The following is a 24,910-nucleotide window of genomic DNA, read 5'->3' on the forward strand; positions in this document are numbered from 1 at the left end:
GACGACACCTGTCGCGGTGGGATGATGGGGAGGACATGACGACACCTGCGCACTCGACCCGGACCACCAACCTCGAGGGCGCAGCCCGCGCCGCGATCGCCGGCGGCGCCCCGCTCGCCCTGCTCATCGCGCTCGGGATGCCCGGGTACGCGGCGTTCGCGATGTTCGCCGGGTTCACCGCGATCTTCGGCGCGACCGAGCCGTACCGACAGCGGATGGTGACCACCGGGGTGGCCGGGCTGCTGCAGGCCGCGTGCATGGCTGCGGGCATCGCGGTGTCGATGTCCGGCGCGCCGCTGTGGTTGCAGGGCACCGGGCTCGTCGTGGTGCTCGTCGTCGCGGTGTGCACCCTCAGCACGCTGCAGACGATCCCGGCCCAGCCGATCTTCCCGGTGTTCGCGTTCTGCGTGTCGGCCCTCGTCCCGGTGCGCCCGGCGGACCTGCCGCTCGTCGCGACGATCATCGTCGGCTCGGTCGTGTGGGCGTGGCTCGTGGCGATGTCAGGGGCGGTCATCCGGCTCGTGCTGCACCCGCGCGCACCGCACGTGTTCCGTCCGATCGCGCCGCACAAGCACCGGTCGTTCGCGGTCCTGCGGACGCCGGCACTGTGGGAGACCGTCGGGCTGAACGTCGTCGGGGCGCTCGTCGCGGGGGCGGTCGCGGAGTCGGTCCCGGCCCTCGGGCACCCGTACTGGGCGGTCGTCGCCGTGGTGTCGACCCTGCCCGCGATCCGGCAGCGGCACACCGTCCGGCGCGCGTCCCAGCGCGTCATCGGCACGATCGGCGGGACCGTGGTCGCCGTCGGGATCCTGCTCCTGGAGCCCTCGGCGTGGTGGATCGTCGTGATCGCGGTCGTCGGGCAGTTCTTCGCCGAGATCTTCGTCGCGCGGCACTACGCCGTGACGCTGCTGTTCCTCACGCCGCTCGCGCTCGCGGTGTCGTGGCTGAGCCTGCCCGAGGCGCCGGAGCTCCTCGCGCTCGACCGGATCGCGCAGACGACGCTCGGCGCCGTGGTGAGCGTGGCGCTCCTCGTGGTCGGGCGGCTGATCGAGCGTCGGCGGGGCCGGGCGCTCGGCGCGACGGGCGCGATCCGCACGGTCTGAGCCGCGGGGCGGGTGGTCTGCTCGGCCGATCCGCGCGTCGGAGGCTGTTCCGCGCGAAGGAGGACGATCTGCGCATGGAAGGCCGTTCGTTCCGGCTGTCCACGCGCGGATCGTCCTCCGATCGCACGTGCGATGGGACGTTCCGCCCCCGGGATCAGTCGCGCGGTGCGATGTTCCAGGAGTCGATCACCGGGCGGCCGTGCTCGTAGCCGAGCGAGCTCACCGTGGCCGTGCCGAGCTTCAGCACGGCACCGTCCTGCGGCGCGAGGCGGATCCAGGCGGCACCGAGGGCGCGCAGGACGTGCCCGTGGGCGACCACGATCGCGTCGTCCCCCTCGGCGAGGACCGGGCGCACCCGGTTCAGCACGCGCTCGACGCGGACGCGGACCTCGGCGGCGTTCTCCCCCGGGGTGTCGCCCGCGGGGACGCCGTCGGTCCAGAGGTCCCAGGGTCCGTGCCGCTTGACCTTGATCTGCGGGGTGGTCAAGCCCTCGTACGCGCCGTAGTCCCACTCGTACAGGTCCTCGTCGAGCTCCGGGTCGACACCGACGAGCCGCGCGGTCTCGCGGGCGCGTTCGAGCGGGCTCGACAGCGCGAGCGCGAACGTCCGGTCCGCCAGGTAGCGTCCGGCGCGCTTCGCCTGCTCGATGCCGTTCTCGGTGAGCGGGATGTCGGTGCGGCCGGTGTGCTGACCGCTCTTCGACCACTCCGTCTCTCCGTGGCGGACGAGGACGAGTTCGCCGGGGCGTTCCGAGGTCATGTGTTCCTTCCGAGGTACAGGCCGAGCGCAGCCGCGCCGACCGAGACGACGAGCATCCCGAGGCCGTTGAGCACGGCGGGCCCGGGCTTCCCGGACCGGAACAGCTGCACGGTCTCGACACTCGCCGTCGAGAACGTCGTGTACCCGCCCATCATGCCCGTCCCGAGGACCGCGACCAGCGGCAGGCCGAGCGTGCCCGCCTCGCCGAGCCCGGTCACGACCCCGAGCACGAGCGATCCGGTGACGTTGATGAGCATCGTGCCGACCGGGAACCACCCCAGCGCGGCCCGTGCCACCCGCGCCTTCACGGTGCCGTCGAGTGCGAAGCGGAGCGCGGAGCCCAGGCCGCCGCCGAGCGAGACGACGAGGAGTTCGAGGGGGCTCACCGGGCGTCCTCCGTCCGGGCGCGGCGCGAGCGGCGGGCCCCGGCGAGCCACGCACCCGCGGCCGCGGCCACCACCCCGAGCGCGACCGACAGCAGCGCGTACCCGGTGCCCGCGCCCCACCGGCCGACGTCGAGGAGCTTCGCGGTGTCGTCGGCGAGCGTCGAGTACGTCGTGAAGCCGCCGAGGACACCCGTGCCGACGAACAGGCGGACGGTGCGGCGCGCACCGACGTCGGGGCCGCGGTGCGCGAGCGACTCGAGCAGCGCGCCCAGGCAGAGCGCCCCGACGACGTTGATCGCGAGGATCGTCCAGCTCAGGCCGTCGACCGCGGGCAGGGCCGCGGCGAGCGCCGCACGGGCACCGGTGCCGATCGCGCCGCCGAGGGCGACGAGCACGAGGTACCGCCAGCGGCGGTGCGGGGGGCGGTCGGTCGCGGTCGTCATGGGTCTCCTGTCACCGAGCACGCGGCATCGCACACGTGCACTCATCTCGGAACAGGGACCGTTGGCGGCTCAGCCGCGGTTGGGTCCGGCAGGCCCCACTGCCGGGTCTGACGACATCCCGACGATACCGCTTCCGTCCCGGACCGCGGCGACGCCCTCGACCTCGACGAGCTGGTCGTCGTAGCCCAGGGCGGTGACACCCATCAGGGTGCTCGGCACGTCGTGGTCGCCCATCGCCGCCCGGACCACCTGCCACGCGGCGACGAGGTCCTCCTGCCGCGAGGACGCCACGAGCACCCGCGTGTGGAGCAGGTCACCGAGTCCCGCTCCCGCCGCGGCGAGCGCCGTCTCGAGGTTGGCCATGCACCGGGCGGCCTGGCCGCGGTGGTCCCCGACCGCCACGGTCCGACCCTGCTCGTCGAGCGGGCACGCCCCGGCCGCGAACACCAGGCGGGCGTCGGCGGGTGCGGTCGCCGCGTACGCGTACTCGGCGACGTCACTGAGTCGGTCGGATCGGACGAGCTGGACGACACCGGTCATGGCCACAGCCTGGCAGAGCCGCGCCGGGCCGGCGCGACGGCACGACCCGGCGCAGCACGGCGCGGCCCGGCGCCGCCCGCGCTCAGCGCCCGATCGGGTTCGGCATCCGCCCCGCCCGGATGAGCGACTCCGTCTGCGCGGACAGGTCCACCATCTGCAGGGTGTTCCGCAGCTGGAGCCGGTTCAGGCACGAGTGCTCGAAGTCCGGCGCACGCAGGTCGAGCGGTCGCGCACGGCCCACGACGGCGTCGTCCACGCACGCGCCGACCAACCGCCAGAACGTCGCACCGGACAGGACCCCGTCCTCGTCGAGGATCGCGGCGAGGTACCGGAGCACCCCGTCGAACACGTCGGTGAACACGCCGAGGGCCGCCTCGGCGTCGTCGACCGGGTGCACGATCCGCTCGGTGCCGACCGGGACGGCGACGTCGCCGACGACCACCACCTCTTCCCCGATGTCCTTCATGAACACCCGGGAGACCACGCCGTCGCGCAGCACGAGCACGAGGTTCTCGCCGTGCGGCATGAAGAGCAGCTGGTGCTCGGTGAGGCAGTGCACGACGGGTCGGAGGTACGCGTCGAGGTACCGGCGCACCCAGTCCGCGGCGTCGAGGCCCGACTGTGTGACGAGGGCAGCGGCCACCGAGCGACCGCGCGCGTCCCGGTGCAGCAGGGCGGCCATGGTGATCGGCCGCTCCCCCGGTCCCAGCCGCGGCACGGGGCTCTCCCGCCAGAGCGCGGCGAGCATCTTCCGCTGTGGTGACGCCACGTCGACGCGGTGGTGCGCGTCCCCGGTGTACCCGATGGCGGCGTGCTCGCGGAGCACGCCGAAGCCGGCGTCGGCGAGCACGGGGTCGGCGTCGACGAGTCCGGCGACCCAGTCGTTCACGGCGGGGGTCGTCCGCATGTACGCGGGGGACATGCCGCGGAGGAACCCCATATTCTGCACGGCGAGCGCCGTCTTGACGTACGAGCGCGCGGGACGGCTCCGGTTGAACGCCGTGCGGATCGACTGCTGCGGCTGGTGCTCGTCGGGTCCCTCGCCGAGGTCGACGAGGTCCTGCCGGCCGAGGTCGGGCGCGAAGGTCACGGCGATCCGGTGCTGCCACTGCCACGGGTGCACCGGGAACCAGGTGTACCCGTCGGGGTCGAGGCCACGGCGCTCGAGCGTCGCCTGGAAGCCTGCGACGGTCGCCGCGTCGAGCTCGGCGGCCCAGTGGTCGTGCTCGGTGCAGTCCGCGGCGAGCGCCAGGTGCGTGTGCTCCCGCCGTGCGGCGAGCCACCGGTAGCGGAAGCGGGCGCCCGCCTCCGGGGCGTGGGCGTGGTACTCGTCGAGCCCGAACCCGATCCGCCCGTTCGCGGCGACGAAGGCCGGGTGCCCCTCGGTCATCGCGGCCTCGGCGTCCTGGAACGACGCGACGACGTCGCCGTCCGTCCGCCCGCGCGCCAGCTGCGCCGCGGACGGCCCACCTCGCCGGTGCTTCGCCGCCGCGCTCGCCAGCGTCGACGCGATCTCGTCCAGGTAGGTGCCGAGCATCGAGTCCGGGATCCCGAGCACGTCCCGCAGGTCGAGCACGAGCTCCTGCGCACTGAGCGGCGCGGGGACGCCGTCACGCGTCCGGGTCAGCGAGTCCTCGTCGAGCACCCAGTGCTCGAGCGTGTGCACCCGCGCCCGGAACCGGTAGGTCGAGTCCCCCGCGTCGAGCGCCCACCCGTCACCGTCCACACGCGGCGCGGTCAACCGCTCATGGGTGAACTCGGCGATCGCCTTCGCGACGAGGTGCCGTTCCGCGGGCTCCAGGTGCTCCGGCCGCAGGTGCGCCGCCGGCCCGCCGTCGTCCGGCACCCCGATGCGCGCGGTGTCGAGCACCGAGAGGAGCGCCCGCTTGCCGTCGACGTCCACCACACGGAGCGCTCGGAACCCGACCTCGGCGTTCTTCCGCTGCACGGCCGTGTTCCGCACGTCCGGCTCGACGACGACACGGCGCGCGCCGAGCACGTCGCGGCAGTGCTCGACGACCGCTCGCATCACCGCGCTCGTCAGGCCGTGCACCCGTCCCTCGGCGGGCGGCGGTGCGACGAGCAGGTGCATGCCGACGTCGCCCGGCTCGGCGTCCCACACGTCGGTGAGCAGCACGACGGCCGGGTCGTACGTCTCGGCGTAGGCGATCGGCGCGCCGTCGCGGCGGAGCAGCCACCCCGCCTGCGCCGGGTCGTCGCGCACCGCCGTCAGGTACGTCCGGACCGCGTCCACGTCGCGGTCCGCCATCCCCCACCAGGACGACGCGGGCTCCGCCAGCCAGGACCCCAGCAGGGCGGCGTCCCGTCCCGGGTCCACGGGTTCGACGGACAGGAGGCTCGTGGCTGCGCGCGCCAGGTCGCGCTCGGCCGTGCGGGCGCTCATGCGCGCACCCCCGCGGCCTCCGGGAGGCGCGTGGTGGCGGCGCTCGCCGCCACCGGCGACGCTCCGGGAGCCGGCCGCCCGCCGGGCAGGCCGAACTCCTGGAAGGCGATCCGATCCTCCAGGCCGTACACGGCGCGCCCCGTGACGGACCGGATGATCGACGCGTTCCGCCACGCGCCCATCCCGAGGTCGGGCGCGGTCAGGCCGTGCGTGTGCTCCTCGGCGTTCTGCACCCAGATGCGGCCGCCCAGGGTGTCGACGTGCAGGTCGCGGGCGACCGCGAACCGGCCGCGCTCGTCGCGGGCGACGAGGTGCTCGACAGGGGCGAGGAAGTGGGGCGTGCGGGGGCGGTACCCGGTCGCGAGGACGAGCCGGGCGACCTCGTGCGTCGCCTCGGTGCCGAGCTGCGCGTGCCGGAGCGTCAGGCGGAAGCGGTCGCGGTCGGGCAGCCACTCTGCCGCGACCACGCTCGTGTCCGTGCGGAGCGTCGTGGGGACGGGTCCGTGGGCGCTGATCCGGTAGAGCGTGTCGTAGATCGTGTCGACGAGGTCGGCGCTGATGCCCTTGTACAGCCCGCGCTGCTCGCGACCGAGACGGTCGCGCACGTCGGGCGGCAGCGCGTGGAAGTGGTCGGTGTACTCCGGGCTCGTCATCTCGAGGGTGAGCTTGGTGTCCTCCATCGGGAAGAACCGGGGCGAGCGGGTGATCCAGTCGAGGCGGTACCCGCCGTCGCGGATGCCCTCGAGCAGGTCGCGGTAGACCTCGGCGGCGGACTGCCCGCTGCCGACGACGGCGATCGAGTCGGCGCGGCGCAGGTCCTCGCGGGCGGGCAGGTACCCGGCGGAGTGCACGACGGGGCCGTCCAGGTCGCGGAGGGCCTCGGGGACGGCCGGCTCGGTGCCGATGCCCGTGACGACGTGGCGGGCACGGTAGGTCTCGGGCCCGGTCGGGGTCTCGGCGTGCACCGTGAACAGGTCGGTCTCGGGGTCGTGCTCGACGGCGACGACGCGACGGCCCCAGCGGAGGGTGTCGAGCTGGTCGGCGGCCCACCGGCAGTAGGCGTCGTACTCGCTGCGCAGCGGGTGGAAGTCCTCGCGGATGTAGAACGGGTAGAGCCGTCCTGTCTGCTTCAGCCAGGCGAGGAACGAGTACGGCGAGGTCGGGTCGGCCATCGTCACGAGGTCGGCGAGGAACGGCACCTGGATCGTGGCGTCGTCGAGCATCATGCCGTGGTGCCAGGCGAAGCCGTCGGCCTGGTCGAGGAACACGGCGTCGAGGTCGGTGACCGGGTCCGTCAGGCAGGCGAGGCCGAGGTTGAAGGGGCCGATGCCGACGCCGACGAGGTCGTGGACGGTGCCCGTGGTCGTGGTCGTGGTCGGGGTCGGGGTCGGGGTCGGGGTCGGGGTCGGGGTCATCGGTTGGCTCCCGTCGGCTCGGTGGGACGGGTGTGGCTCGTCGTCGTCGCGGTGCGCTCGCAGTGCAGGCGCTCGCTGTGCAGGCGCTCCGCGGTGGCCACCACGTGGTCGAGCGCCGCGACGACCTGCTCGGCGCTCGTCCCGGGGTCGAGCAGCGTGAGCTTGTTGCACGGCCGACCGTCGACCACGGTCTTCGCGACGAGCACCCGCCCCTCGGCGAGCAGTGCGGCGCGCAGGGGTGCGACGAGGACGTCCGCATCGGCGTCGACGACTCCGTCCGGCTGCCAGCGGAACAGCACCGTGCTCAGCTGGGTCGGCGCGACGAGCACCAGGTCCGGGTGCACACCCACGTGCTCGTGCACCTGCTCGGTCACGTCGAGCACGGTGTCGAAGGCCCGGCCGATCGCGGTCGCACCGCTCGCCCGCAGCGTCGCCCAGAGCTTGAGCGCGTCGAAGCGCCGGGTCGTCTGGAGCGACTTGTCGACCTGGTTCGGTTCGTCGGCGTCCTCTGGGTTCAGGTAGTCAGCGTGCCAGGCCGCACGGCCCAGGTCGGCCGGGTCCCGCACGAGCAGCGCGCTCGAGGACACCGGCTGGAAGAACGACTTGTGGAAGTCCGCGGTGACGCTCCGCGCCCGTTCGATCCCGTCGAGCAGGTGCCGGCGCGTCGGGGACACGAGTAGTCCGCACCCGTACGCGGCGTCGACGTGCAGCCAGACGTCCTCGAGGTCGCACACGTCCGCGATCGGCTCGAGCGGGTCGATGCACCCGCGGTCGGTCGTCCCGGCGGTGGCGACGACGGCCATCGGCGTGCGGCCCTCGCGGCGGGCGTCCGCGACGGCGTGGGCCAGGGCGTCGGGGCGCATCCGGCCGGCGGCGTCGGCCGCGACGTCGACGACGGCGTGCTCGGGGAGCCCGAGGACCATCGCCGACTTGCGGACGCTGAAGTGGCTCGACGCGGTGGCGAACACGACCAGGTCGTCGAGCGCCGGACGGCGCCCGGCCTGGCCCGTCCGGCTCGTGGCGGCCTGCCGTGCGAGCAGCAGGGCGTGCAGGTTCGACTGGGTCCCGCCGGAGGTGAAGATCCCGTCCCCGTCCGCGAAGCCGATCGTCCCGGCGGCCCAGCGGACCAGGCGCCGTTCGATGTCGGTGCCGATGCGCGACTGGTCCCAGGTGTCGACCGAGGGGTTCACGGCCGCGAGCACCGTCTCCGCGGCGACGGCGGGCACCGCGACCGAACAGTTCAGGTGCGCGAGGGAGTCGGGGTGGTGGAACCAGACCGCCTCGGCGCAGAAGAGCGTGTCGACCTCCGCGACCGCGGCCTCGGCGGTCCCGAGCGGACGGTCGAGGTCGATCGCGGCGACCCGGTCCCGGAGCACGGCGGCCGGGGTGTCGGTGGTCGGCGCGGTGACCGTCGCGAAGCGGTCCGCGGTCCGGTCGACGGCGGTGTGGACGACGGCCCGGTAGCGGTCGGCCCGGGCGGTGTCGAGGATCTCGAGCTGTGGTTCGGAGCTGTTCACGTTAGGAAAGGCTATCCTTACCTGCGGCCCGCCGGTACCCGCGTTCGGGGGAAGAACGGTCGTTCTGGCGGGACTGTCCCCCGGAACAGGCGACGCACCCGCCGGGTTATCGTCGGACCGTGCCCGCTGCCCCCGCCACCGCGTCGGTCGCCGTCGTCGGGGCCGGGCAGGCCGGACTGTCGGCCGCGCACCACCTCGTCCGCCGCGGGTTCGTCCCGGACGGCGACCCGGCGGGACGGAGCGTCGTCGTGCTCGACGCGAACCCGCGGCCGGGCGGGGCGTGGCAGCACCGCTGGGGGTCACTCCGGATGCGCACCGTGAACGGCATCTTCGACCTGCCCGGCATGCCCGTGCCACCGATCGACCCTGAGGAGCCGAGCCGCACGGCAGTCCCCCGGTACTTCGCGGCGTACGAGGAGCACGAGCACCTGCCGGTCCACCGCCCGGTGCACGTCCGCGCCGTCCGGTCCCTCGGTGCGACGACCTCGGCGTCGCTGCTCGTCGGGACGGACCGCGGCGACTGGCGGGTCCGTGCGGTCGTGAACGCCACCGGCACCTGGGACACCCCGGTCGTCCCGGACGTGCCCGGCGCCGAGCGGTTCACCGGCGAGCAGCTGCACAGCCGGGACTACGTCGACGCCGAGCACTTCCGCGGCCGGCGCGTCGCGGTCGTCGGTGGCGGGATCTCGGCCGTGCAGCTCCTCGAGGAGGTCAGCCGGGTGACCGACACCGTCTGGTACACCCGCCGCGAGCCGGTGTTCCTGCCGGGCGACTTCGTCCACGAGCTCGACGGGGTCGACGTCGAGCGCCGGGTCGCGGCGGACGTCATGGCCGGTCGCACCCCGGGCAGCATCGTGTCCTACACGGGCCTGATCTGGACCGACTACGCCGTGGCTGCCCGGGAGCGCGGCGTGCTCGACCGGCGGCCGATGTTCACGCGGATGGGGCCGCACGGGGTCGTCGAGCAGGACGGGTCGTCCACCTCGGTCGACGTCGTCCTCTGGGCGACGGGCTACCGCGCCGACCTCGACCACCTCGCGCCGCTCGGGCTGCGCGGCCCGCTCGGCGGCATCCCGATGACCGGGACGCAGGTCACGGCGGACCCCCGTGTGCACCTGGTCGGCTACGGACCGTCGCAGTCCACGATCGGCGCGAACCGCGCGGGACGCGCGGCCGCCCGCGAGGTCGCGCGGTTCCTCGACGGCGCGCCGGTCCCGTCCGCGACGTGACCACAGGACGGGCGGGAGGCACGGCGCCAGCCCGCCCCGCGCCTCCCGTCCGTCGCCTGGTCGGGTCGCGACGCCGGACGCACGTGCACCCGCTCCCGCTCCCGCGCCCTGCGCCTGCGAGACGCCCCGCGTCCGCGAGACGCCCCCAGCGCAGCGAGACGCCCCGGGATCCGGCGGCGTCTCGCGGGCTCGGCGGCGTCCGGCGCTCGGGGGGATGCCTCAGGAGGCCACGGTGAGCGGTGGGAGCGGCCGGTCGGTGTCCGCGACCCGGGTCACCCGCGCGGCCAGCGAGCGGAGCGGCGTCGACAGGAGCAGCGCGTCGACGGCCCACCGTGCCGCGAGTCCGACCCGGCTGCGCGGGTAGGCGAACCGCACGACGCCGCTCGGGATGCCCTGCACGTCGTCGACGAGCGGACGCATCCAGTCGTCGAAGGCCGCCAGCGCCCGCTCGACCGACGCGGACGACGTGTCGTCACGGGCTGCGGTGTCGTCGAAGAGCTGGGCGGCCAGGGACGCGGCGAGGACGTAGCCGCTCGTCAGGGCGAGTGACGCCCCGCCGCCGCCCATCGGCGTGACGCACCACGCGGCGTCGCCGACCAGGGCGACACGCCCGCGCCGCCAGGACGGCATCCGGATCTGGGTCAGGCGGTCGACGTACAGGTCGTCGGTGGTGGCGAAGCCCGCGAGGACACGGTCGGTCTCCCACCCGACACCCTCGTACCGACGGGCGAGGGCCGCGACGACGGCCGATCGGTCCCGGCTGTCCACGTCGCCCAGGTCGTCCTGGTCGCCCTCGGCTGCGTACGCGAGGATCGCCCTCGTGGTGCCGTGCGGGTCCGGCCGGAGGTGCACCTGACGGCCGCCGACCGCCGTGTACCAGCGCCAGCGGTCGTCGTCGGAGGCGGTGCGCGGGATCGTGCCGAAGGCCATCGTGACGCCGAGGTCGCGGGGGTCGACGTCGTCCGGGGCGTTGAACACGAGGCTCCGCGTCGACGACCGGACGCCCTCGGCGACGACGAGCAGGTCGGCGTCGAACCGTCGTCGGGCCGAGGTCGTCACGGTGACGGCGTCGTCGCGGTCGGTCACCGAGGTGATCGTGTCGCCGTACACGACCTCGACCCCTTCGGGCAGGTCGTCGAGCAGGATGCGGGCGAAGTCGCCGCGCAGCACCTCGAGTTCGGCGGTCGCGCCGTCCGGGCCGTCGCTCGGCAGTTCGGCCCGGACCGACCCGTCCTGGGTGACGAGCACCGTGCCCGTCTCGGTCGTGTTCGCCGCGCGGACGGCGTCGACGAGGCCCATCCGCTCGAGGACCTCGTGGGCGACGCCGCGGACGTCGACGTTCTGGCCGCCGTCGCGGAACGCCGGCGCACGTTCGATCACCGTGACGTCCCAACCGGTGCGGCGCAGCCACCAGGCCGCGGACAGACCTGCGATGCTCGCTCCGGAGATCACTGCGTGTGGTGCGGACATGTCCTGCTCCTCGTGTGCTGTCGTCGGGCGACCGCTCGGCCGTCGTGCTTTACAGTGAAGCGACTTGACTGTGGAGGAACCTGGATGGACGTCGACCCGCTCGACACCGCGTGGACCGAGGTGGAGGTCGCGGTGATGCAGCGCCTGCGCGACTGGGCGGTGGCGTTCGACGAGCTGAACCGGCACCTCGGCGCCTGGGTCGACCTGACGCCGTCCGACGCCAACGCCCTCGGGCAGGTGCTCTGGGCCGAGCGGGCCGGCGAGCCGCTGTCGCCCGCCGAGCTGGCGCGGCGGATCGGGATGACCTCCGGGGCGACCTCGGTCCTGGTCGACCGGCTCGAGTCGGCAGGGCACGTCACCCGGCACCGGGAGAGCACCGACCGGCGGCGTGTGACGCTCCGGACGACCGAGACCGCACAGCGGGCGAACGCGGCGTTCCTCGGGTTCGCCGGGCAGGAGATCGCGTCGACGCTCCGCGGGTCGGCGCCGGACGAGACCCGGGCGGCGCTGGCGTTCCTCGACCGGATGACGGAGGCGGCCACGACCGCGAACGCCCGACTGGCACGGCGCGGGCGCTCCGGCGGCTGAGCGCGGCTGAGCCTCCACCTCCACGGTGGAGCAGAAGCTGTCGGGTCGGATCCGGATGTCCGACGTCTTCTGCTCAATCGACGAGCGACCGGAGACGCGCGACGCACGGGCAGCAGCGCGCAAGCAGCGCTCGGAGCTCGAAGCTCGGAGCTCCGAGCCCGGAGTCGACAGAGCCCGGCGGCGACACAGTCCGGGAACGACGGAACCCCCGCCGAGCCGGAGCTCGACGGGGGTTCGTAGTGTGTGACCCCAGCGGGATTCGAACCCGCGTTACCGCCGTGAGAGGGCGACGTACTAGGCCGCTGTACGATGGGGCCGTGGTCTCCGCGGACGGAGCACACGTGTTGTCGGACACGGAGGCAAGGCACCGAAGTGACCTGCTCTTGGTGACCCCAGCGGGATTCGAACCCGCGTTACCGCCGTGAGAGGGCGACGTACTAGGCCGCTGTACGATGGGGCCGTTCCGACAACCCGATAAGTATGGCACAGCCGCAGCGCACTGCCAAAACGAGGCGTGTCGCCCGGGTGTGCCGCGCCCGGAGCGGGCAGATCCGTGGGTGGTGGGGCGTGCCTCCAGGCCGGTGTCGGGTCAGACCTGCAGCACGTCGCCCGGCTGCAGCACCACGAGTTCCCCGTCGCCGAGCGCCTCGCGCTGGCGGCCCGTGTGCATCGCGAAGCCGACCGCGGAGAGCGTCGCCTCGTGGATCGGGTACGCACGGCGCGGCGCGACCGCGGCGATCCAGTCCATCATCTCGGCGACCTTGAGCCAGGGGGCGCCGACGGGTGCGGCGAGGACCTCGACCGGGACCCCCGGCACCGTGTAGGCGTCGCCCGGGTGGAACAGCCGGCCGTCCACGAGCACGCCGGTGTTGTCGACGACGGGGACGGACGCGTGGATCACGTTGTGCCGCGTGCCGTGGAAGTCGAGGGTGAAGGGGCCGACCTCGCGGTGGTCGCCGTCGGTGACCACGTCCACGGTGATCCCGGCGTCGGCGAGGACCGTGGCGACCCCGGGCGGTCCGAGGACGACCGCGTCCGGGTTGCGTGCGAGGATCCGGGCGACCTGCTCGGCCGTGACGTGGTCGGGGTGCTGGTGCGTGGCGACGACGGCCGCGACCCCGGTGACCTCGACCGGCCGGCTGAACTCGCCGGGGTCGAGCACCAGGCGGGCGGCCCCGGACCGGACGACCTGGCAGGCGTGCTCGAGCTTGGTGACCTCCACGCCGGCGACCCTACGCCCGGGCGCGCCGAGCCGGGCGGGCCGGGCGGGCCGGGCGGGCCGGGCCGGCGGCCGGGCCGGCGGCCGGGCCGGGCGGGCCTCGGCACAACCAGAAGCACACCGTGCCACGGACTTCGACGGCGCGGCGTGCTTCCGGTTGTGCGGCAGCACGCCGCACCACGGACCGGCCCGCGCGATCGCGGCGCGCCGCCACGTCCAGCCCCGCGCCCTACCGCCGCGGGGCCGCCGTCGACGTGCGCACCACGAGCTCCGCCGGCGCCGCGGGCAGCGGACCCGCCGAGCCACCGTCGACCTCGGCGAGCACGGCCCGTGCCGCCGCGCGGCCCTGCGCCTCCGGGTCCTGCGCCACGGTGGTCAGCCCGACGACCGCGCCGTACTCGTGGCCGTCGATGCCCATCACGGAGACGTCCCCCGGGACCGAGAGCCCGGCCCGCGACGCCGCGAGCAGCACCCCGAGCGCCATCTCGTCCGAGGCGCAGAACACCGCCGTGGGACGGTCCGCCGGGTCACGGTCGAACAGGTGCGCACCGGCCGCCACTCCCCCGGCGAACGAGAAGCGTCCGTCGAGGAGCCGGTCCGCGCGGACGTCGAGGCCCCGCGCGTGCATCGCGTCCGCGAACCCGTCCCGGCGCAGGTACGGCACGGCGACGTTCATACCGTCCTCGTCCTGGCCGCCGAGGTACGCGACCTCCCGGTGGCCGAGCCCGGCGAGGTGCCCGATCGCGGTCTCGGTGACGGCGAGGTCGTCGACCCCGACGTTGCGGAGCCCGGGCGCGGGTCCCCCGATCACGATCATCGGGTGCCGGGTGAGCTCGAGCTCGGCGCGTTCGGTCTCGTCGAGCACGAGCGAGAGCAGCACGAGGCCGTCGACCCGATGCCGGAGCATCGAGCGCCGGAACGCCCGACCCCGGTCGCCGCCGGGACCGCCGAGGTTGTAGAGCACGAGGTCGTACCCGGCCCGACGGAGTTCCGCGTCGACCCCGCCGAGGGCCCGCACGTAGAACCACCGGTCGATCACCGGGACCACCACCCCGACGGCCCGCTGCCGTCCGGTGGCGAGTCCGGCCGCCGCCGAGCTCGGCACGTACCCGAGCTCGTCGGCGACCCGCCGCACCTGGTCGATGGTGGCGTCCGCCACCGTCGGCATCCCCCGCAGCGCGCGGGACACGGTCGACTTGGACAGGCCCGTGACGGTCGCGATCTCCTGGATCCCCATGGGCATGCCGGGAGGCCCGTCAGCCGTCGGCGCCGTGCGTCGCGTCCGCGACGGGCCGGGTCCGGACCGCGGCCGGCGACGCCGGTGCGGACACGGACGCGGTCCGGCCCGGAGCGGCGCGGTCGACGCCGCTCCGGGAGGACCCGGGCCGGCCGCTCGCCGGTCCCGTCGCACCGATGCCGTCGACGACCCCGGTCGCCGCCGCGTGCCGCCGGAGGACGGAGACCCGCCACCGGTCGAGCACCACCACCGCGAGCACGCAGACGAGCAGGGTCATCGCCCAGCCGAGCGCGGGGCGTCCGGTGACCTCGCAGAACACCGTGACGCCGAGGAACAGGACGCCGAAGGTGCCGGCGAAGCCGATCGCCTCCTCGATCCGGGCGGTGGGACGGGTGGGTCCTCGCTGTGCCATGACTCCGTCAGCCCTTCACGCCGCCGGCGGTGAGGCCGGCCACGATGCGTCGCTGGAACACGAGCACGAGGATGACGAGCGGGATCGTGACGATCGTGCCCGCCGCCATCACCGCGGTGTACGGCTCCTGGTGCGGCTGCGACCCGGCGAACGACGCGATCGCGACGGTGACCGGCTGGGTGGCGTCGGACGACAGTTGGGACGAGATGAGGTACTCGTTCCAGGACGAGATGAACGCCAGGATCGCGGTCGTGAACACGGCGGGCGCGGCGAGCGGCAGGATGATCCGCCGGAACGCCGACACCCGGGTGCACCCGTCGATGCGGGCCGCCTCCTCGAGGTCCCACGGCATCTCGCGGAAGAACGACGCGAGCGTGTAGACGGTCAGCGGCAGCACGAACGAGATGCTCGGCAGGATGAGCGCCTGGTAGGTGCCCATCCAGCCGATGTCCGTGAACAGCTGGAACAGCGGCGAGATCAGCGCGACACCCGGGAACATCGACGCGGCGAGGATGGCGCCGGCGATGAGCGACTTCCCCTTGAACTCGAGCCGGGCCAGCGCGTACGCCGCACTCGTGCCGACGAGCAGCGCGATGATCGTGACCACGCCGCCGATGAGCAGGCTGTTCAGCAGCGCACGGCCGAGATGGTTGCCGAGCGCCGTCGAGAACGCCGTCGCGTAGTTGTCGAGCGTGACGTGGGTCGGCCACGGGGTGGCGTCGAACGTGAAGCCGACGTCCCGGAAGCTCGTGACGACCATCCAGTAGAACGGCAGCAGGCACCACACGGCGATGACCACGGCCTGGATGCCGGTGCGGAGCCGCGGGCCGGTGTGCCGCTTGACCCTGACATCGCCGCGTGCGCCAGCACGTTCGGCGGGAATGTGTAGCCGGTCTGCTGCAAGCGTCACTTGAGTTCACCCTTCTGCTGGGCGGCCTGGGTCTGCACGACGTTCGCACCGAGGAACCGGACGAAGACGAACGCGACGAGGAAGATCACCAGGAACGTGATGGTGGAGAGTGCCGAGGCGGAGTTGAAGCCCTGCCGGATCTGGTCGACGACCAGGATCGACAGCGTGGTCGTCGCGTTGCCCGAGCCACCGCCGCCGCCCGTGAGGATCGCCGGCAGGTCGTACATGCGCAGCGCGTCGAGCACGCGGAACAGGACGGCGACCATCAGCGCGGGCTTGATGAGCGGCAGCGTGATGTTGACGAAGCGCTGCACGGTGGAGGCGCCGTCCATCTTCCCGGCCTCGTAGACCTCCTCAGGGATGAGCTGCAGCCCGGCGAGGATGAGGAGCGCCATGAACGGCGTCGTCTTCCAGGTGTCGGCGATGATGATCGCCCAGCGGGACGCCCACTCGCTCGACGTCCACAGGATCTGCTGCCCGAGCACGTGGTTGAGCACGCCGTTTGCGTCGAAGATGAAGTACCAGAGCTTCGCGGTGACGGCGGTCGGGATGGCCCACGGCACCAGGATCGCGGCACGGACGAAGGCGCGGCCCTTGAAGTTGCGGTTCATGATGATCGCCATCCACACGCCGATGACGGTCTCGAGCGCGACGGTCACCACGGTGAAGAAGACCGTGTTGCCCATCGACACCCAGAACTGCGAGCCGAGGTTGCCGGGCGGGCAGGTGGTGTCGCCGCACTGCTGTGCGAGCCAGTGCACGTAGTTCGTGACGCCGGCGAACCCGCCCTGCACGAACAGGCCGGTCGCCTTGTCGAGTCCGGCGTCGAGCTGGAACGACTGGATGACGGCGCTGACGACGGGGTAGCCGATGACGATCGCGAGGAGCACGATCGTCGGGCCGATCAGGTACACGGCCCACCGGCCGTGCTCGGCGTTCAGTCCGCCCTTGCGCCGCTTCGGCGGCTCCATCCCCTGTGGGTTCGGGATGGCGGCGGGGATCTCGGTTGCTGCGGACACGTGGCGGCCTCCTTGCCGGGTGTCGGGACGCATGTGGGGGCGGACGGGAGGATCGTGGCGGGACCGCCACGATCCTCCAGTCCGCTGCGGCGTCAGCCGCGGGCCACGGTCAGTTGCTGTTGCCGCTGGTCGCGGTCTTGAGCGCGGCCTGCATGTCCTTGACGGCCTCGTCGACGCTCTTCGAGCCCTTGAGCGCGGCGTAGGAGTTGTCCTGGATCGCCTTCGTCACGGCCGGGTAGAACGGCGTCACCGGACGCGGCTCGGCCGACTCGATCGACTTCAGCAGGGTGGGCAGGTACGGCAGCTTCGACGTGAGCTCGGAGTCGGTGTAGAGGTCACCGACGACCGGGGCCAGCGAGCCCTGCGTCGCGAAGAACTTCTGCGTCTCGTTCGACTCCAGGAACTCGAGGAAGTCGTGCGCGGTCGCCTTGTGCTTCGAGTACACGCTGATCGCGGCGTTGTGCCCGCCGAGCGTCGAGGCGCCCGTGCCGTCCTTGCCGGGGATCGGCGCGATGCCGAACGTGTCCTTCACCGTGCTCGACCCGTCGGTCTTCGCGAGGTTGTAGACGTACGGCCAGTTGCGCAGGAACAGCAGCTTGCCGCTCTCGAACGCGGTGCGGCCCTGCTCCTCCTGGTAGGTGATCGCCTCGGCCGGGATGTTCCCGTCCTTGAACGCGTCGACCAGGTTCTGCAGACCGGCCTTCGCATCGGCCGTGTCGACGTCGGGCGAGCCGCTCTTGTTCAGGACCGAACCACCGGAGCCGTTGATCGCCTCGGAGGCGTTCACGGTCAGGCCCTCGTACTTCGCGAACTGACCGGCGTAGCAGCCGATGCCGGCCTGCTTGGCGATGTCGCAGTCCTTCATCATCTCGGCCCACGTGGTCGGGGGCGTCTTGACGAGGTCCTTGCGGTAGTAGAGCAGCGCACCGTCGGAGGTCTGCGGTGCGGCGTAGAGCGTGTCGTTGTACGTCGCGGTCTTCACCGTGGACGGCAGGAGCTTCGAGGTGTCGATCTTCATCTTGCCGGTGAGCGGGGTCAACCAGCCCTTCGCGGCGAACTCCGCGGTCCAGACGACGTCGACGTCGACCACGTCGTAGTTCGCGTCCTTGGCCTGGAAGTGCTGCACGAGGTCGTCGTGCTGCTGGTCGGCCTGGTCGGACTGTTCCTTGAACGTGACCTTCTCGTCCGGGTGGGCGGCGTTCCACTTCTCGATCAGCGGGCGGACCACGTTCGAGTTGTCCTTGCCCTGCACGTACGTGATCGGTCCCCGGCTGTCCTGGCCGTTCGAGGCGTCGTTCGAGCTGGCCGAGCCGCCGGACGAGCAGCCGGTGAGCACGAGGCCGATGACGGCGACCCCGGCGACGGATGCGAAGCGCACCTTGGCGCGAGATTTCTGCACAGCGTTGTCTCCTCATCGAGATCACCAGGGGGCGTCGATCGGGTGCGACGACGCGGCCTGGAGCAGGCGGCGCTGCCTGCTGGATGAGGAAGCTACGCCCATCCAGAAGACCTTCGCAACCGGTTGCAAAGAGATCGTGACCTGCCCGTGATCTCCACCCACTGGACGGTTTCCCCTGGTGAGCGCTCACTTTCCCGGCAGTGCGGAATCTGAGGCCTCCTGTCTGCGGGACCACGCAGGAACCGCGTCGGAAGTCCGCCACGGCCCTCGGCGGGCATTGTCCGTCTCCCGCAGTGCTCGGTACCGTCCGGACATGGCCCTGCTCACGCCCGTGTCGACCCCCGGTCCCCGACGGGTGGTCCGTGTGGACCTGGACGCCCCGCTCCCGGACCTCGTCGCCGACGACCGCGGGGTGACCGCGCTCGTGGTCGGGTACCGCGACGGCCACCCCGTGACGACGCTCGACGTCGCACTCACCGACGACCCGGCCGACGCCGGGCGGGCGATCGCAGCCCTCGCTGCGGGCCCCGCCGACGCGCACACCGGCTCGTCGGACGGCCTGCACGCCGGCTCGTCCGTCGTGTCGACGGGCTGGACCGCCGGCACGTCCGCGGTACCGGACGCCGCGCTCCCGTCCGTCTCCGTCGTGGTCTCGACCATCGTGACGCGCCTGGCCGACATCGCGCGGCTGCTCGACCACCTCGCAGCACTCGACTACCCGTCCTACGAGGTCGTCGTCGTCGACAACCGGGTGGCGGTCCCGGCCGGGGACCCGCTCCCCGGACTGCTCGCCGGGCACGACGTGCGCCTCGTCGTCGAGCGTCGCCCGGGCTGCTCCGCCGGACGGAACGCCGGTGTCGCGGCGGCCACGGGCGAGGTCGTCGCCTTCACGGACGACGACGTCCGCGTCGACCCGCAGTGGCTCCGGATGATCGGCACCCGGTTCGTCCGGGAGCCCGAGCTGGACGCGGTCACGGGCATGATCCTGCCGGCCGAGCTCGAGACCCCCGCGCAGATCTGGTACGAGGCGTACTACGGCGGGTTCAGCGGCGAGCGCACCTTCGATCCCCTGACCCTGGTGCCCGAGGACGCTCCAGGGGCCCTGCGGCACGCACGGGTCTCCGCCGTGGCGGCCGACGGCTCTGTCCGTCGGCGGTTCCCGGTGTACGGCGTGGGCGGGTACGGTGCCGGTGCGAACTGGGCGGTGCGTCGGAGCGTGTTCGACCGCGTCGGCGGGTTCGACCCGGTGCTCGGTGCCGGCGTCCCCGCACGTGGCGGCGAGGACCTCGCGATGTTCATCGACGTCCTGTGGCGCGGTGGGCGGATCGGCGTCGAGCCGCGCGCGGTCGTGCACCACCGGCACCGGCCGGACCTGGCCGGACTGCACGGGCAGCTGCACGCGAACGGGGTGGGCTTCACGGCGCTGCTCTGCGCACTCGTGTCGGCGGACCGTCGGCACCTGGCGGCCCTGGTGCGGCTCGCTCCCCCGGCGGCCCGTGCGATGGCCGGCCGGGTGCTCGGCCGACTCGTCCGACGTGGGAGCGCCACGGCGACGACCGTGAACCCGTCGGCGGTGCCCCCGACGCGCGTGCCGCGGTCCCTGGCGTTCCACGAGCTCCGGGGCTTCCCGGCGGGACCGGCCGCGTGGCTGCGCAGCCGGCGCGCCTGGCGCGAGGTCGAGCGGACGCACACCGGCGCATGACGCGCGCGGGGCGTCCCGCTGCCCGCGCCTGCCGGCGTCAGCGCCGAGCGCGCCGCGACACGAGGTACCGCCACGGCCCGCCGAGCGCCGCGGTCAGCTCGATCCGCCGCAACCCGACCGTCGCCGCACGGAGCTCCTCGTCGGCCGCCCACGCGCCGGACGAGCCCACACCCGCCACGTCGGCGCCGCCCACCGCACCACCCGCACCCACCGCGCCAGGAGCACCGGCCGACCGCGCACCGTCGTCCTGCCCGAGCGACCCGAGCCGCCGCAGCGCCGGGACCGCACGCCGCACCACGGCGAGCGCCGTCCGCGGGTCGAGCACGAGCTTCGTGACCCACGCGCCGAGCCCCGCGCCGTAGCCGACCGCCTGCGCGCGCAACGCCGCCGGCTCCGAGCGGTGCCGGTGCCACACCACGGCCGAGGGCTCGACCGCGAGCGCCGCGCCGGAGGACAGCACCCGGACGAACACGTCCAGGTCCTCGCCGCCCTTCGTCGGCGTCCCCACCCCGAGCGCGTCGTCGAACCCGCCGAGCGCGACCGCGGCCGAGCGCCGGAGGGACACGTTCGCCCCGGTGCCGAAGGCCCCGACCGAGAACGGGAAGAGCGGCAGGTCGGCGGGCGGCTCCGCTGCACGGAAGACCCGGCGGCGGGTGTTCCGTGCCCAGGTCACCCGCTCGTCGAACCACCGCTGCGTGGGCGTCCGGAGCTCCGCGCTCGGCACGAGCCCCGTCACGCACGCGACGTCCGCGTCGCGCGCGAACGCGCCCGCGACGGCCGTCACCCAGTCGGGGTCGACGACGACGTCGTCGTCGGTGAACGCGACCACGTCGCCCGTGGCGACGGCGAGACCGGCGTTCCGTGCCCGCGCGACGCCAGGCCGTGCCTCCAGGACGTAGGTGACGCGAGGATCCGCGATCGAGGCGACCACGTCCCGCGTCGCCGACGTGGTCGGCGCGCTGTCCGCGACGACCACCTCGAGGTCGGGCCACGTCGACGCGAGGACGGACCGCAGGCAGGTCCGCAGGTCCTCCGGCCGATCGCGGGTCCCGATCACGACGGAGACGCGCCCCACGGGTGCGGTGTCGCCGTCGGCCGGGAGGATCGTGGCCGGCAGCGCGCGCAGCGACCGACCCAGCTCCGCCGGGTCCAGGTCCCCGTCCGGGGTGACGGACACGTCGACGGAGCCGGCGATCTCGACCCCGTCCCGGACGAGCAGGCGGGCGCGACGGAAGCCGTCGGCTCCCGCGAGCGCGACCGTCGTCGCGGCGAGCGCCGTCGGTCGGTCGACGGCTCCGACCCAGGCGGCGCCCGCCCACGTCGGTTCGTCGGCGCGCGGCAGCGCGGGGCGGAGCGTCAGGACGCTGCTGGCGATCGGGCTGGTCCGGCTCGGGGTCACGTCCCGATGCTCGGCAGCGGGCCGGGACGGGTCAAGCGACCCGGGCGACGGTTGCGGCGACGGTCGCCGAGCCGTGCGGTTTGCCGCGACCGGACCGCCCGCGCCCCGTAGGATCGCGGGTGACGCACCGGCCGACCCGAGCCGGGCACGAGGAGGACCCATGCCGGCCGGATCCGACACGGACCCCTGCGTCTGCGGGCACCCGCGTGCCGCGCACGAGCACTACCGCTCGGGCACCGACTGCGCGCTCTGCGACTGCCCGAGGTTCCGCCTGCGACGCTGATCGGCTGAGCCACGGGACCGGCGCCTGTGCCTGTGCCTGTGCCTGTGCCTGCGGGAAACCGCCGCTTCCCCGCAGGGGGCCCGGGACCGGCTGCCCGCCGCGCTGCGCCCGGGTTAGCGTCCCGGCATGGCCATCTCCCCCGCGGTCCCGGCGTGCGTCGTGCTCGCGCACCAGGACCCTGCGCACGTGCGCCGGCTCGTCGAGGCACTCGACCCGTTCGACGTGTTCCTGCACTGCGACGTGAGCACCCCGGAGTCCGTGTACCGCGCGATGGTGGACGGGCTGCCCGAGCGGGTCCGACTCCTGCCGCGCATCCGCACCGGGTGGGCCCGGTGGGAGAACGTCGTCACCGAGGTCGCCGGCTACCGGGCCGCGCTCGACGGCACGGACGCGACCCACGTCGCCGTCCTCACCGGGAGCGACTACCCGCTGGCGGACGCCGCCGAGATCCGCACGACCCTCGAGGCGCACCGCGAGGACTCCTTCGTCGCGACGTTCCCGCTGCCCGACCCGCTCTGGGGCCGCGACGGCGGGCTCGCCCGGCTCCGCTACCGGCACTGGGCCTGGCACAAGCACATGCTGCGGCTGCCGATCCCCCGGCGGCTGCCCACCGGCGTCGTCCTGACCGGCGGGTCGCAGCTCAAGGTCCTCGCCCGCCGGCACGCCACCGCGGTCGTGGACGCGTTCGACGGCCGCCCCGACCTCGTCCGGACCTGGCGGCGCAGCTGGGTGGCCGACGAGACCTTCGTCCCGACGGTGCTGGCGACCCCGGCGCTCACCCCCGGGTTCGCGGACGAGCACGTGCAGCACTCGCTGTGGTGGATCGGCTGGGACGACTCGCGGCGGAAGAGCCCGCCGTGGCTCGGGACCGCCGACGCCGGACGGGTGCTCGAGCGCCGGACCGTCCCGGACGGCGGCCTGCCGCACCTGTTCGCGCGGAAGTTCTCGACCGAGCGGAGCACGGAGCTGCTCGACCTCATCGACGGGGCGTTCGCCCTGCGGCAGGACGTGGTCCGGTCGTGACCCAGCCCCTCACCCGGCGAGAGGCGCTCGGTCGGGAACGACGGGCCGCGTCCGACCGGGTGCCGGACGCACCGGACGCGGCAGTCGACGACGTCGCCGAAGGGTCGTCCCGACTGTTCGGCCGCGGCCTGCTGTACGTCGTCGTCTGGTCGATGCAGCTCGTCGTCTCGTCGCTGATCTCCCCCGTCCTCGCGCACCTGCTGCCCGCGTCGGAGTTCGGCGTCCTCGCGTCCTCGATCGCCCTGTTCCAGGCGCTCTCCGTGCTCGCGGTCGCCGGGCTCGACCAGGCTATGGTCCTGCAGCGCGCCGAGGACGGCTCGGACCGTCGCGCCCGCGGCCTGCTCGCCGTCGGCGCGCTGACCGCCGCGGTCGTCACCGGGACGGCGCTCGCCACGATCCCGGTCTGGGCGGACGCCGCGGGCTTCGTCGGGGCGCACCCGCTGCTCCTCGTCGCCGTCCTCTGGACCGCGCCGGCCGCGGTCGTCCAGGTGGCGCTGGCGCTCCTCGTCGCGCAGGACCGCATCCGGGTCTTCGCGGTCACGAGCCTGCTGTCGTCGGTCGGCGGCTCCGTCATCGGTCTCGGGCTGCTCCTGTGGGTGCACGCCGACGCCACCACGTACGCGTGGGGCGGTGTCGTCGCCCAGGGCGTCGCGATGGTGATCGGGATCGCGGCGACACGGCCCCGCCTCCAGGGCCTGTTCGACCGGCGGACCACGGCCCGGGCGTTCCGACTCGGGGTCCCGGTCGCCCTCGGCAACCTGTCGTACTTCGTGCTCAACGCCGGCGACCGTGTCGTCGTGCAGAGCCTGCTCGGCCCGGCGGAGGTCGCCCGCTACCAGATCGCCTACGTCGTCGGGTCGGCCGTGGTCCTCCTGCTCACGTTCACGAACTCGGCGTGGGCACCGCACTTCGCCGCGCTCCGGGACGCCGGCGCCCGACTCCGGTTGGCCCTGCACGCGCGGGACGAGCTCTACCGGCTCGTGGCGCCCGTCGTCCTCGCCGTGACGCTCGCGGCGCCCGTCGCGCTGCCGTTCCTCGCGCCCGCGTCGTACCGCGTCGACGAGCTCGGCGTCGTCGTCTTCGTCGTGGCCGTCACGGCCGTGCCCGTCGTGGCGAGCGGCGCGACCGGGCGGCTGCTCGTGGTCGAGCGCCGCGGAGTCGCCGTCGGCGTCATCGCGGCCGGCGCCGGGGCCGTGAACATCGCGGCGAACCTGGTCCTCGTCCCGTGGCTCGGCATCCTCGGCGCGGGCGTCGCGACCGTGCTCGCGTACACGCTCCTCGCGGCGGCCCAGCTGATCGCGCTGCCCGACCGTCGGGCGTGGCGGGGACCGGGAGCCCGGGTGACCCTGCCCCTCGTGGCAGCCCTCGTGGTGGCCGGGGTGTCCCTGCTGCTGCCCCAGGAAACCCCCTGGGACGTCGTGCGGGTCGTCGGCGTCGCGGCGTGCGTGCCGTGGTTCCTGCGACGGCTCGGGGCGGCGCGCGGCGGAGCCACCGCGGCCTGACGACGGAGCCGCGCGGACGCGTGCTCGTGCGCCCGGTCCGGCGCAAGCGGCGGGCGCGGTGCGGTCCGTGCGTCGGGGCCGACGGTCTCAGCCCGCCGCGGGGACGTCGATCGTGACCCAGTCCACGAGCACCGAGCCCCGTGCGGCCCGCGGCGGCGTGCCACCGGTGGAACCCGCCTGCAGCACGAGGTGCATGCGCGCCGTCGGGACGTCCTCGGTGGTCGTCCCGACCGTGCGTCCGTCCACCATGAAGGTCATCCGCTCGGGCGTCCACTCGATCGTGTAGGTGTGCCAGTCGCTGAGCCGGGCGTCCGTCTCGTGGTGCACGCACTGCCGCGCAGGGTCGTCCAGGCAGTGCACGTTGAGCCACGCACGCTGCCCCAGGCCACCCTCGGGGAAGTCGACCTCGCCGTCCGACCACCGGTTCGCGTCGCTCCACAGCAGGACGGCCACGCCGTAGCCGTCGACCCGGTCGCTCTTCATCCGGATGCTGTACCGTCCCGAGGTCTGCCCGCCCCAGCGCCCGTCGACGAGCGGCACGACGCCACCGGCCAGCGGGGTGCCGCCGTCGGTCGTCCGCAGCCCGACGTCGAGCAGCCCGTCGTGCGCAGTGACCGCGGACGCGCTGTACCGTCCGGTCCCGGCGGTGTCCGCGAAGCCGTCGTAGGTGGTGAACCGGTCGGCGTACCGGGACGCGAACGTCCCGGTCGGCGCGTCGTCCGCGAAGTCCTCGGAGTACACGCGATGCCACGCACCGCCGTCCGAGGTCGGCATCGTCTCGCCGCTCGGGTCGTGCGCGCTCGAGCCGCCGGTCACCGTGAGCACCGCGGCGCCGACGGCGAGCGCGCCGACGACCGCGCCGACACCGAGCGCCGTCGCACGGTGTCGGCCACGGCCGGGCGGGCCGCCACGGTCCGTGGTGGCCCGCCCGGCCGTCGTCGTCATCGGTG

The 24,910-nt window shown here is 73.8% G+C and carries 22 protein-coding genes and 2 tRNA genes; 6 read left to right on the forward strand and 18 right to left on the reverse strand.

The annotated features are described in order from the left end of the window. Positions 1-35: 35 nt before the first annotated feature. The gene (locus DEU32_RS08455) at positions 36-1,103 is read left to right on the forward strand and encodes an FUSC family protein (protein ID WP_114850095.1); all 1,068 of its coding nucleotides are present in this window, start codon (positions 36-38) and stop codon (positions 1,101-1,103) included. Between the two features lie 154 nt (positions 1,104-1,257). On the opposite strand, the gene DEU32_RS08460 is transcribed toward DEU32_RS08455, so the two are convergent. The 7 genes from DEU32_RS08460 to DEU32_RS08490 form a co-directional block, all read right to left on the reverse strand. Then, positions 1,258-1,863 carry a histidine phosphatase family protein gene (locus DEU32_RS08460; RefSeq protein ID WP_058742009.1) on the reverse strand — a complete coding sequence of 202 codons (606 nt, stop codon included), beginning with the start codon at positions 1,861-1,863 and terminating at the stop codon, positions 1,258-1,260. After that, positions 1,860-2,249, reverse strand: a complete 390-nt coding sequence (locus DEU32_RS08465) for a CrcB family protein (RefSeq protein ID WP_058742008.1) — start codon at positions 2,247-2,249, stop codon at positions 1,860-1,862. Before DEU32_RS08465 ends, DEU32_RS08460 begins: the two co-directional genes overlap by 4 nt. Further along, positions 2,246-2,692, reverse strand: a complete 447-nt coding sequence (locus DEU32_RS08470; RefSeq protein WP_058742007.1) for a CrcB family protein — start codon at positions 2,690-2,692, stop codon at positions 2,246-2,248. Before DEU32_RS08470 ends, DEU32_RS08465 begins: the two co-directional genes overlap by 4 nt. 69 nt (positions 2,693-2,761) lie before the next feature. Further along, positions 2,762-3,232 carry a RidA family protein gene (locus DEU32_RS08475; protein ID WP_114850154.1) on the reverse strand — a complete coding sequence of 157 codons (471 nt, stop codon included), beginning with the start codon at positions 3,230-3,232 and terminating at the stop codon, positions 2,762-2,764. Between the two features lie 82 nt (positions 3,233-3,314). After that, a complete protein-coding gene (locus DEU32_RS08480; RefSeq protein ID WP_114850097.1) occupies positions 3,315-5,636 on the reverse strand; it encodes a GNAT family N-acetyltransferase in 2,322 nt (773 codons plus the stop codon). Further along, positions 5,633-7,051 (reverse strand): lysine N(6)-hydroxylase/L-ornithine N(5)-oxygenase family protein, encoded by a 1,419-nt coding sequence (locus tag DEU32_RS08485; RefSeq protein WP_114850098.1) that lies wholly within the window; start codon positions 7,049-7,051, stop codon positions 5,633-5,635. The genes DEU32_RS08480 and DEU32_RS08485 overlap by 4 nt, the downstream gene beginning before the upstream one ends. Further along, positions 7,048-8,568 (reverse strand): pyridoxal-dependent decarboxylase, encoded by a 1,521-nt coding sequence (locus tag DEU32_RS08490; protein WP_114850099.1) that lies wholly within the window; start codon positions 8,566-8,568, stop codon positions 7,048-7,050. Before DEU32_RS08490 ends, DEU32_RS08485 begins: the two co-directional genes overlap by 4 nt. 119 nt (positions 8,569-8,687) lie before the next feature. Here DEU32_RS08490 and DEU32_RS08495 point away from each other — a divergent pair, with 119 nt between their 5' ends. Continuing rightward, positions 8,688-9,797 (forward strand): FAD-dependent oxidoreductase, encoded by a 1,110-nt coding sequence (locus DEU32_RS08495; protein WP_114850100.1) that lies wholly within the window; start codon positions 8,688-8,690, stop codon positions 9,795-9,797. 219 nt (positions 9,798-10,016) lie between these two features. On the opposite strand, the gene DEU32_RS08500 is transcribed toward DEU32_RS08495, so the two are convergent. Next, the gene (locus DEU32_RS08500; protein ID WP_114850101.1) at positions 10,017-11,267 is read right to left on the reverse strand and encodes an FAD-dependent oxidoreductase; all 1,251 of its coding nucleotides are present in this window, start codon (positions 11,265-11,267) and stop codon (positions 10,017-10,019) included. Positions 11,268-11,351: 84 nt separating this feature from the next. Between DEU32_RS08500 and DEU32_RS08505 the strand changes: the two genes are divergently transcribed. Next, positions 11,352-11,855 (forward strand): MarR family winged helix-turn-helix transcriptional regulator, encoded by a 504-nt coding sequence (locus tag DEU32_RS08505; RefSeq protein WP_058743298.1) that lies wholly within the window; start codon positions 11,352-11,354, stop codon positions 11,853-11,855. Positions 11,856-12,099: 244 nt separating this feature from the next. Here the strand turns inward: DEU32_RS08505 and DEU32_RS08510 are convergent. From DEU32_RS08510 to DEU32_RS08545, 8 genes are all read right to left on the reverse strand, one after another. After that, positions 12,100-12,172 (reverse strand) — tRNA-Glu (locus tag DEU32_RS08510). A gap of 67 nt (positions 12,173-12,239) precedes the next feature. Then, positions 12,240-12,315, reverse strand: a tRNA-Glu gene (locus tag DEU32_RS08515). Between the two features lie 129 nt (positions 12,316-12,444). Next, complete coding sequence (locus DEU32_RS08520) at positions 12,445-13,077, reverse strand: MBL fold metallo-hydrolase (protein WP_114850102.1); 633 nt, start codon at positions 13,075-13,077, stop codon at positions 12,445-12,447. A 226-nt stretch (positions 13,078-13,303) separates the two neighbouring features. Beyond that, complete coding sequence (locus DEU32_RS08525; protein WP_114850103.1) at positions 13,304-14,317, reverse strand: LacI family DNA-binding transcriptional regulator; 1,014 nt, start codon at positions 14,315-14,317, stop codon at positions 13,304-13,306. Between the two features lie 13 nt (positions 14,318-14,330). Beyond that, positions 14,331-14,723 (reverse strand): hypothetical protein, encoded by a 393-nt coding sequence (locus DEU32_RS08530; protein ID WP_114850104.1) that lies wholly within the window; start codon positions 14,721-14,723, stop codon positions 14,331-14,333. Positions 14,724-14,730: 7 nt separating this feature from the next. Then, positions 14,731-15,633 (reverse strand): carbohydrate ABC transporter permease, encoded by a 903-nt coding sequence (locus tag DEU32_RS08535; RefSeq protein ID WP_114850105.1) that lies wholly within the window; start codon positions 15,631-15,633, stop codon positions 14,731-14,733. Continuing rightward, a complete protein-coding gene (locus DEU32_RS08540) occupies positions 15,630-16,604 on the reverse strand; it encodes a carbohydrate ABC transporter permease (protein ID WP_114850106.1) in 975 nt (324 codons plus the stop codon). The genes DEU32_RS08535 and DEU32_RS08540 overlap by 4 nt, the downstream gene beginning before the upstream one ends. Before the next feature lie 157 nt (positions 16,605-16,761). Continuing rightward, complete coding sequence (locus DEU32_RS08545) at positions 16,762-18,051, reverse strand: ABC transporter substrate-binding protein (protein ID WP_229666800.1); 1,290 nt, start codon at positions 18,049-18,051, stop codon at positions 16,762-16,764. Between the two features lie 313 nt (positions 18,052-18,364). Here DEU32_RS08545 and DEU32_RS08550 point away from each other — a divergent pair, with 313 nt between their 5' ends. After that, positions 18,365-19,753 carry a glycosyltransferase gene (locus tag DEU32_RS08550; RefSeq protein ID WP_181819235.1) on the forward strand — a complete coding sequence of 463 codons (1,389 nt, stop codon included), beginning with the start codon at positions 18,365-18,367 and terminating at the stop codon, positions 19,751-19,753. A 37-nt stretch (positions 19,754-19,790) separates the two neighbouring features. On the opposite strand, the gene DEU32_RS08555 is transcribed toward DEU32_RS08550, so the two are convergent. Continuing rightward, positions 19,791-21,152, reverse strand: coding sequence for a glycosyltransferase family 2 protein (locus tag DEU32_RS08555; protein WP_181819236.1), 1,362 nt, complete (start codon positions 21,150-21,152; stop codon positions 19,791-19,793). A gap of 409 nt (positions 21,153-21,561) precedes the next feature. On the opposite strand from DEU32_RS08555, the gene DEU32_RS08560 reads away from it, so the two are divergent. Beyond that, a complete protein-coding gene (locus DEU32_RS08560; protein WP_114850110.1) occupies positions 21,562-22,458 on the forward strand; it encodes a beta-1,6-N-acetylglucosaminyltransferase in 897 nt (298 codons plus the stop codon). Then, entirely contained in the window at positions 22,455-23,960 is a 1,506-nt protein-coding gene (locus DEU32_RS08565) for an oligosaccharide flippase family protein (RefSeq protein WP_114850111.1), read from the forward strand. The genes DEU32_RS08560 and DEU32_RS08565 overlap by 4 nt, the downstream gene beginning before the upstream one ends. A gap of 87 nt (positions 23,961-24,047) precedes the next feature. On the opposite strand, the gene DEU32_RS08570 is transcribed toward DEU32_RS08565, so the two are convergent. Then, a complete protein-coding gene (locus DEU32_RS08570) occupies positions 24,048-24,905 on the reverse strand; it encodes a glycoside hydrolase family 16 protein (RefSeq protein ID WP_058741705.1) in 858 nt (285 codons plus the stop codon). Positions 24,906-24,910: the final 5 nt, after the last annotated feature.

This window comes from Curtobacterium sp. AG1037 (assembly GCF_003349855.1).
In the GTDB taxonomy this organism is placed as follows: domain Bacteria; phylum Actinomycetota; class Actinomycetes; order Actinomycetales; family Microbacteriaceae; genus Curtobacterium; species Curtobacterium citreum.

Excerpts from the sequence above, each read along its gene's own strand:
- DEU32_RS08455 (WP_114850095.1), top strand. The coding sequence starts at position 36 with ATGACGACACCTGCGCACTCGACCCGGACCACCAACCTCGAGGGCGCA.
- DEU32_RS08460 (WP_058742009.1), bottom strand. The coding sequence starts at position 1,863 with ATGACCTCGGAACGCCCCGGCGAACTCGTCCTCGTCCGCCACGGAGAG.
- DEU32_RS08470 (WP_058742007.1), bottom strand. The coding sequence starts at position 2,692 with ATGACGACCGCGACCGACCGCCCCCCGCACCGCCGCTGGCGGTACCTC.
- DEU32_RS08475 (WP_114850154.1), bottom strand. The coding sequence starts at position 3,232 with ATGACCGGTGTCGTCCAGCTCGTCCGATCCGACCGACTCAGTGACGTC.
- DEU32_RS08480 (WP_114850097.1), bottom strand. The coding sequence starts at position 5,636 with ATGAGCGCCCGCACGGCCGAGCGCGACCTGGCGCGCGCAGCCACGAGC.
- DEU32_RS08485 (WP_114850098.1), bottom strand. The coding sequence starts at position 7,051 with ATGACCCCGACCCCGACCCCGACCCCGACCCCGACCCCGACCACGACC.
- DEU32_RS08500 (WP_114850101.1), bottom strand. The coding sequence starts at position 11,267 with ATGTCCGCACCACACGCAGTGATCTCCGGAGCGAGCATCGCAGGTCTG.
- DEU32_RS08505 (WP_058743298.1), top strand. The coding sequence starts at position 11,352 with ATGGACGTCGACCCGCTCGACACCGCGTGGACCGAGGTGGAGGTCGCG.
- DEU32_RS08525 (WP_114850103.1), bottom strand. The coding sequence starts at position 14,317 with ATGCCCATGGGGATCCAGGAGATCGCGACCGTCACGGGCCTGTCCAAG.
- DEU32_RS08530 (WP_114850104.1), bottom strand. The coding sequence starts at position 14,723 with ATGGCACAGCGAGGACCCACCCGTCCCACCGCCCGGATCGAGGAGGCG.
- DEU32_RS08540 (WP_114850106.1), bottom strand. The coding sequence starts at position 16,604 with ATGGAGCCGCCGAAGCGGCGCAAGGGCGGACTGAACGCCGAGCACGGC.
- DEU32_RS08550 (WP_181819235.1), top strand. The coding sequence starts at position 18,365 with ATGGCCCTGCTCACGCCCGTGTCGACCCCCGGTCCCCGACGGGTGGTC.
- DEU32_RS08560 (WP_114850110.1), top strand. The coding sequence starts at position 21,562 with ATGGCCATCTCCCCCGCGGTCCCGGCGTGCGTCGTGCTCGCGCACCAG.
- DEU32_RS08570 (WP_058741705.1), bottom strand. The coding sequence starts at position 24,905 with ATGACGACGACGGCCGGGCGGGCCACCACGGACCGTGGCGGCCCGCCC.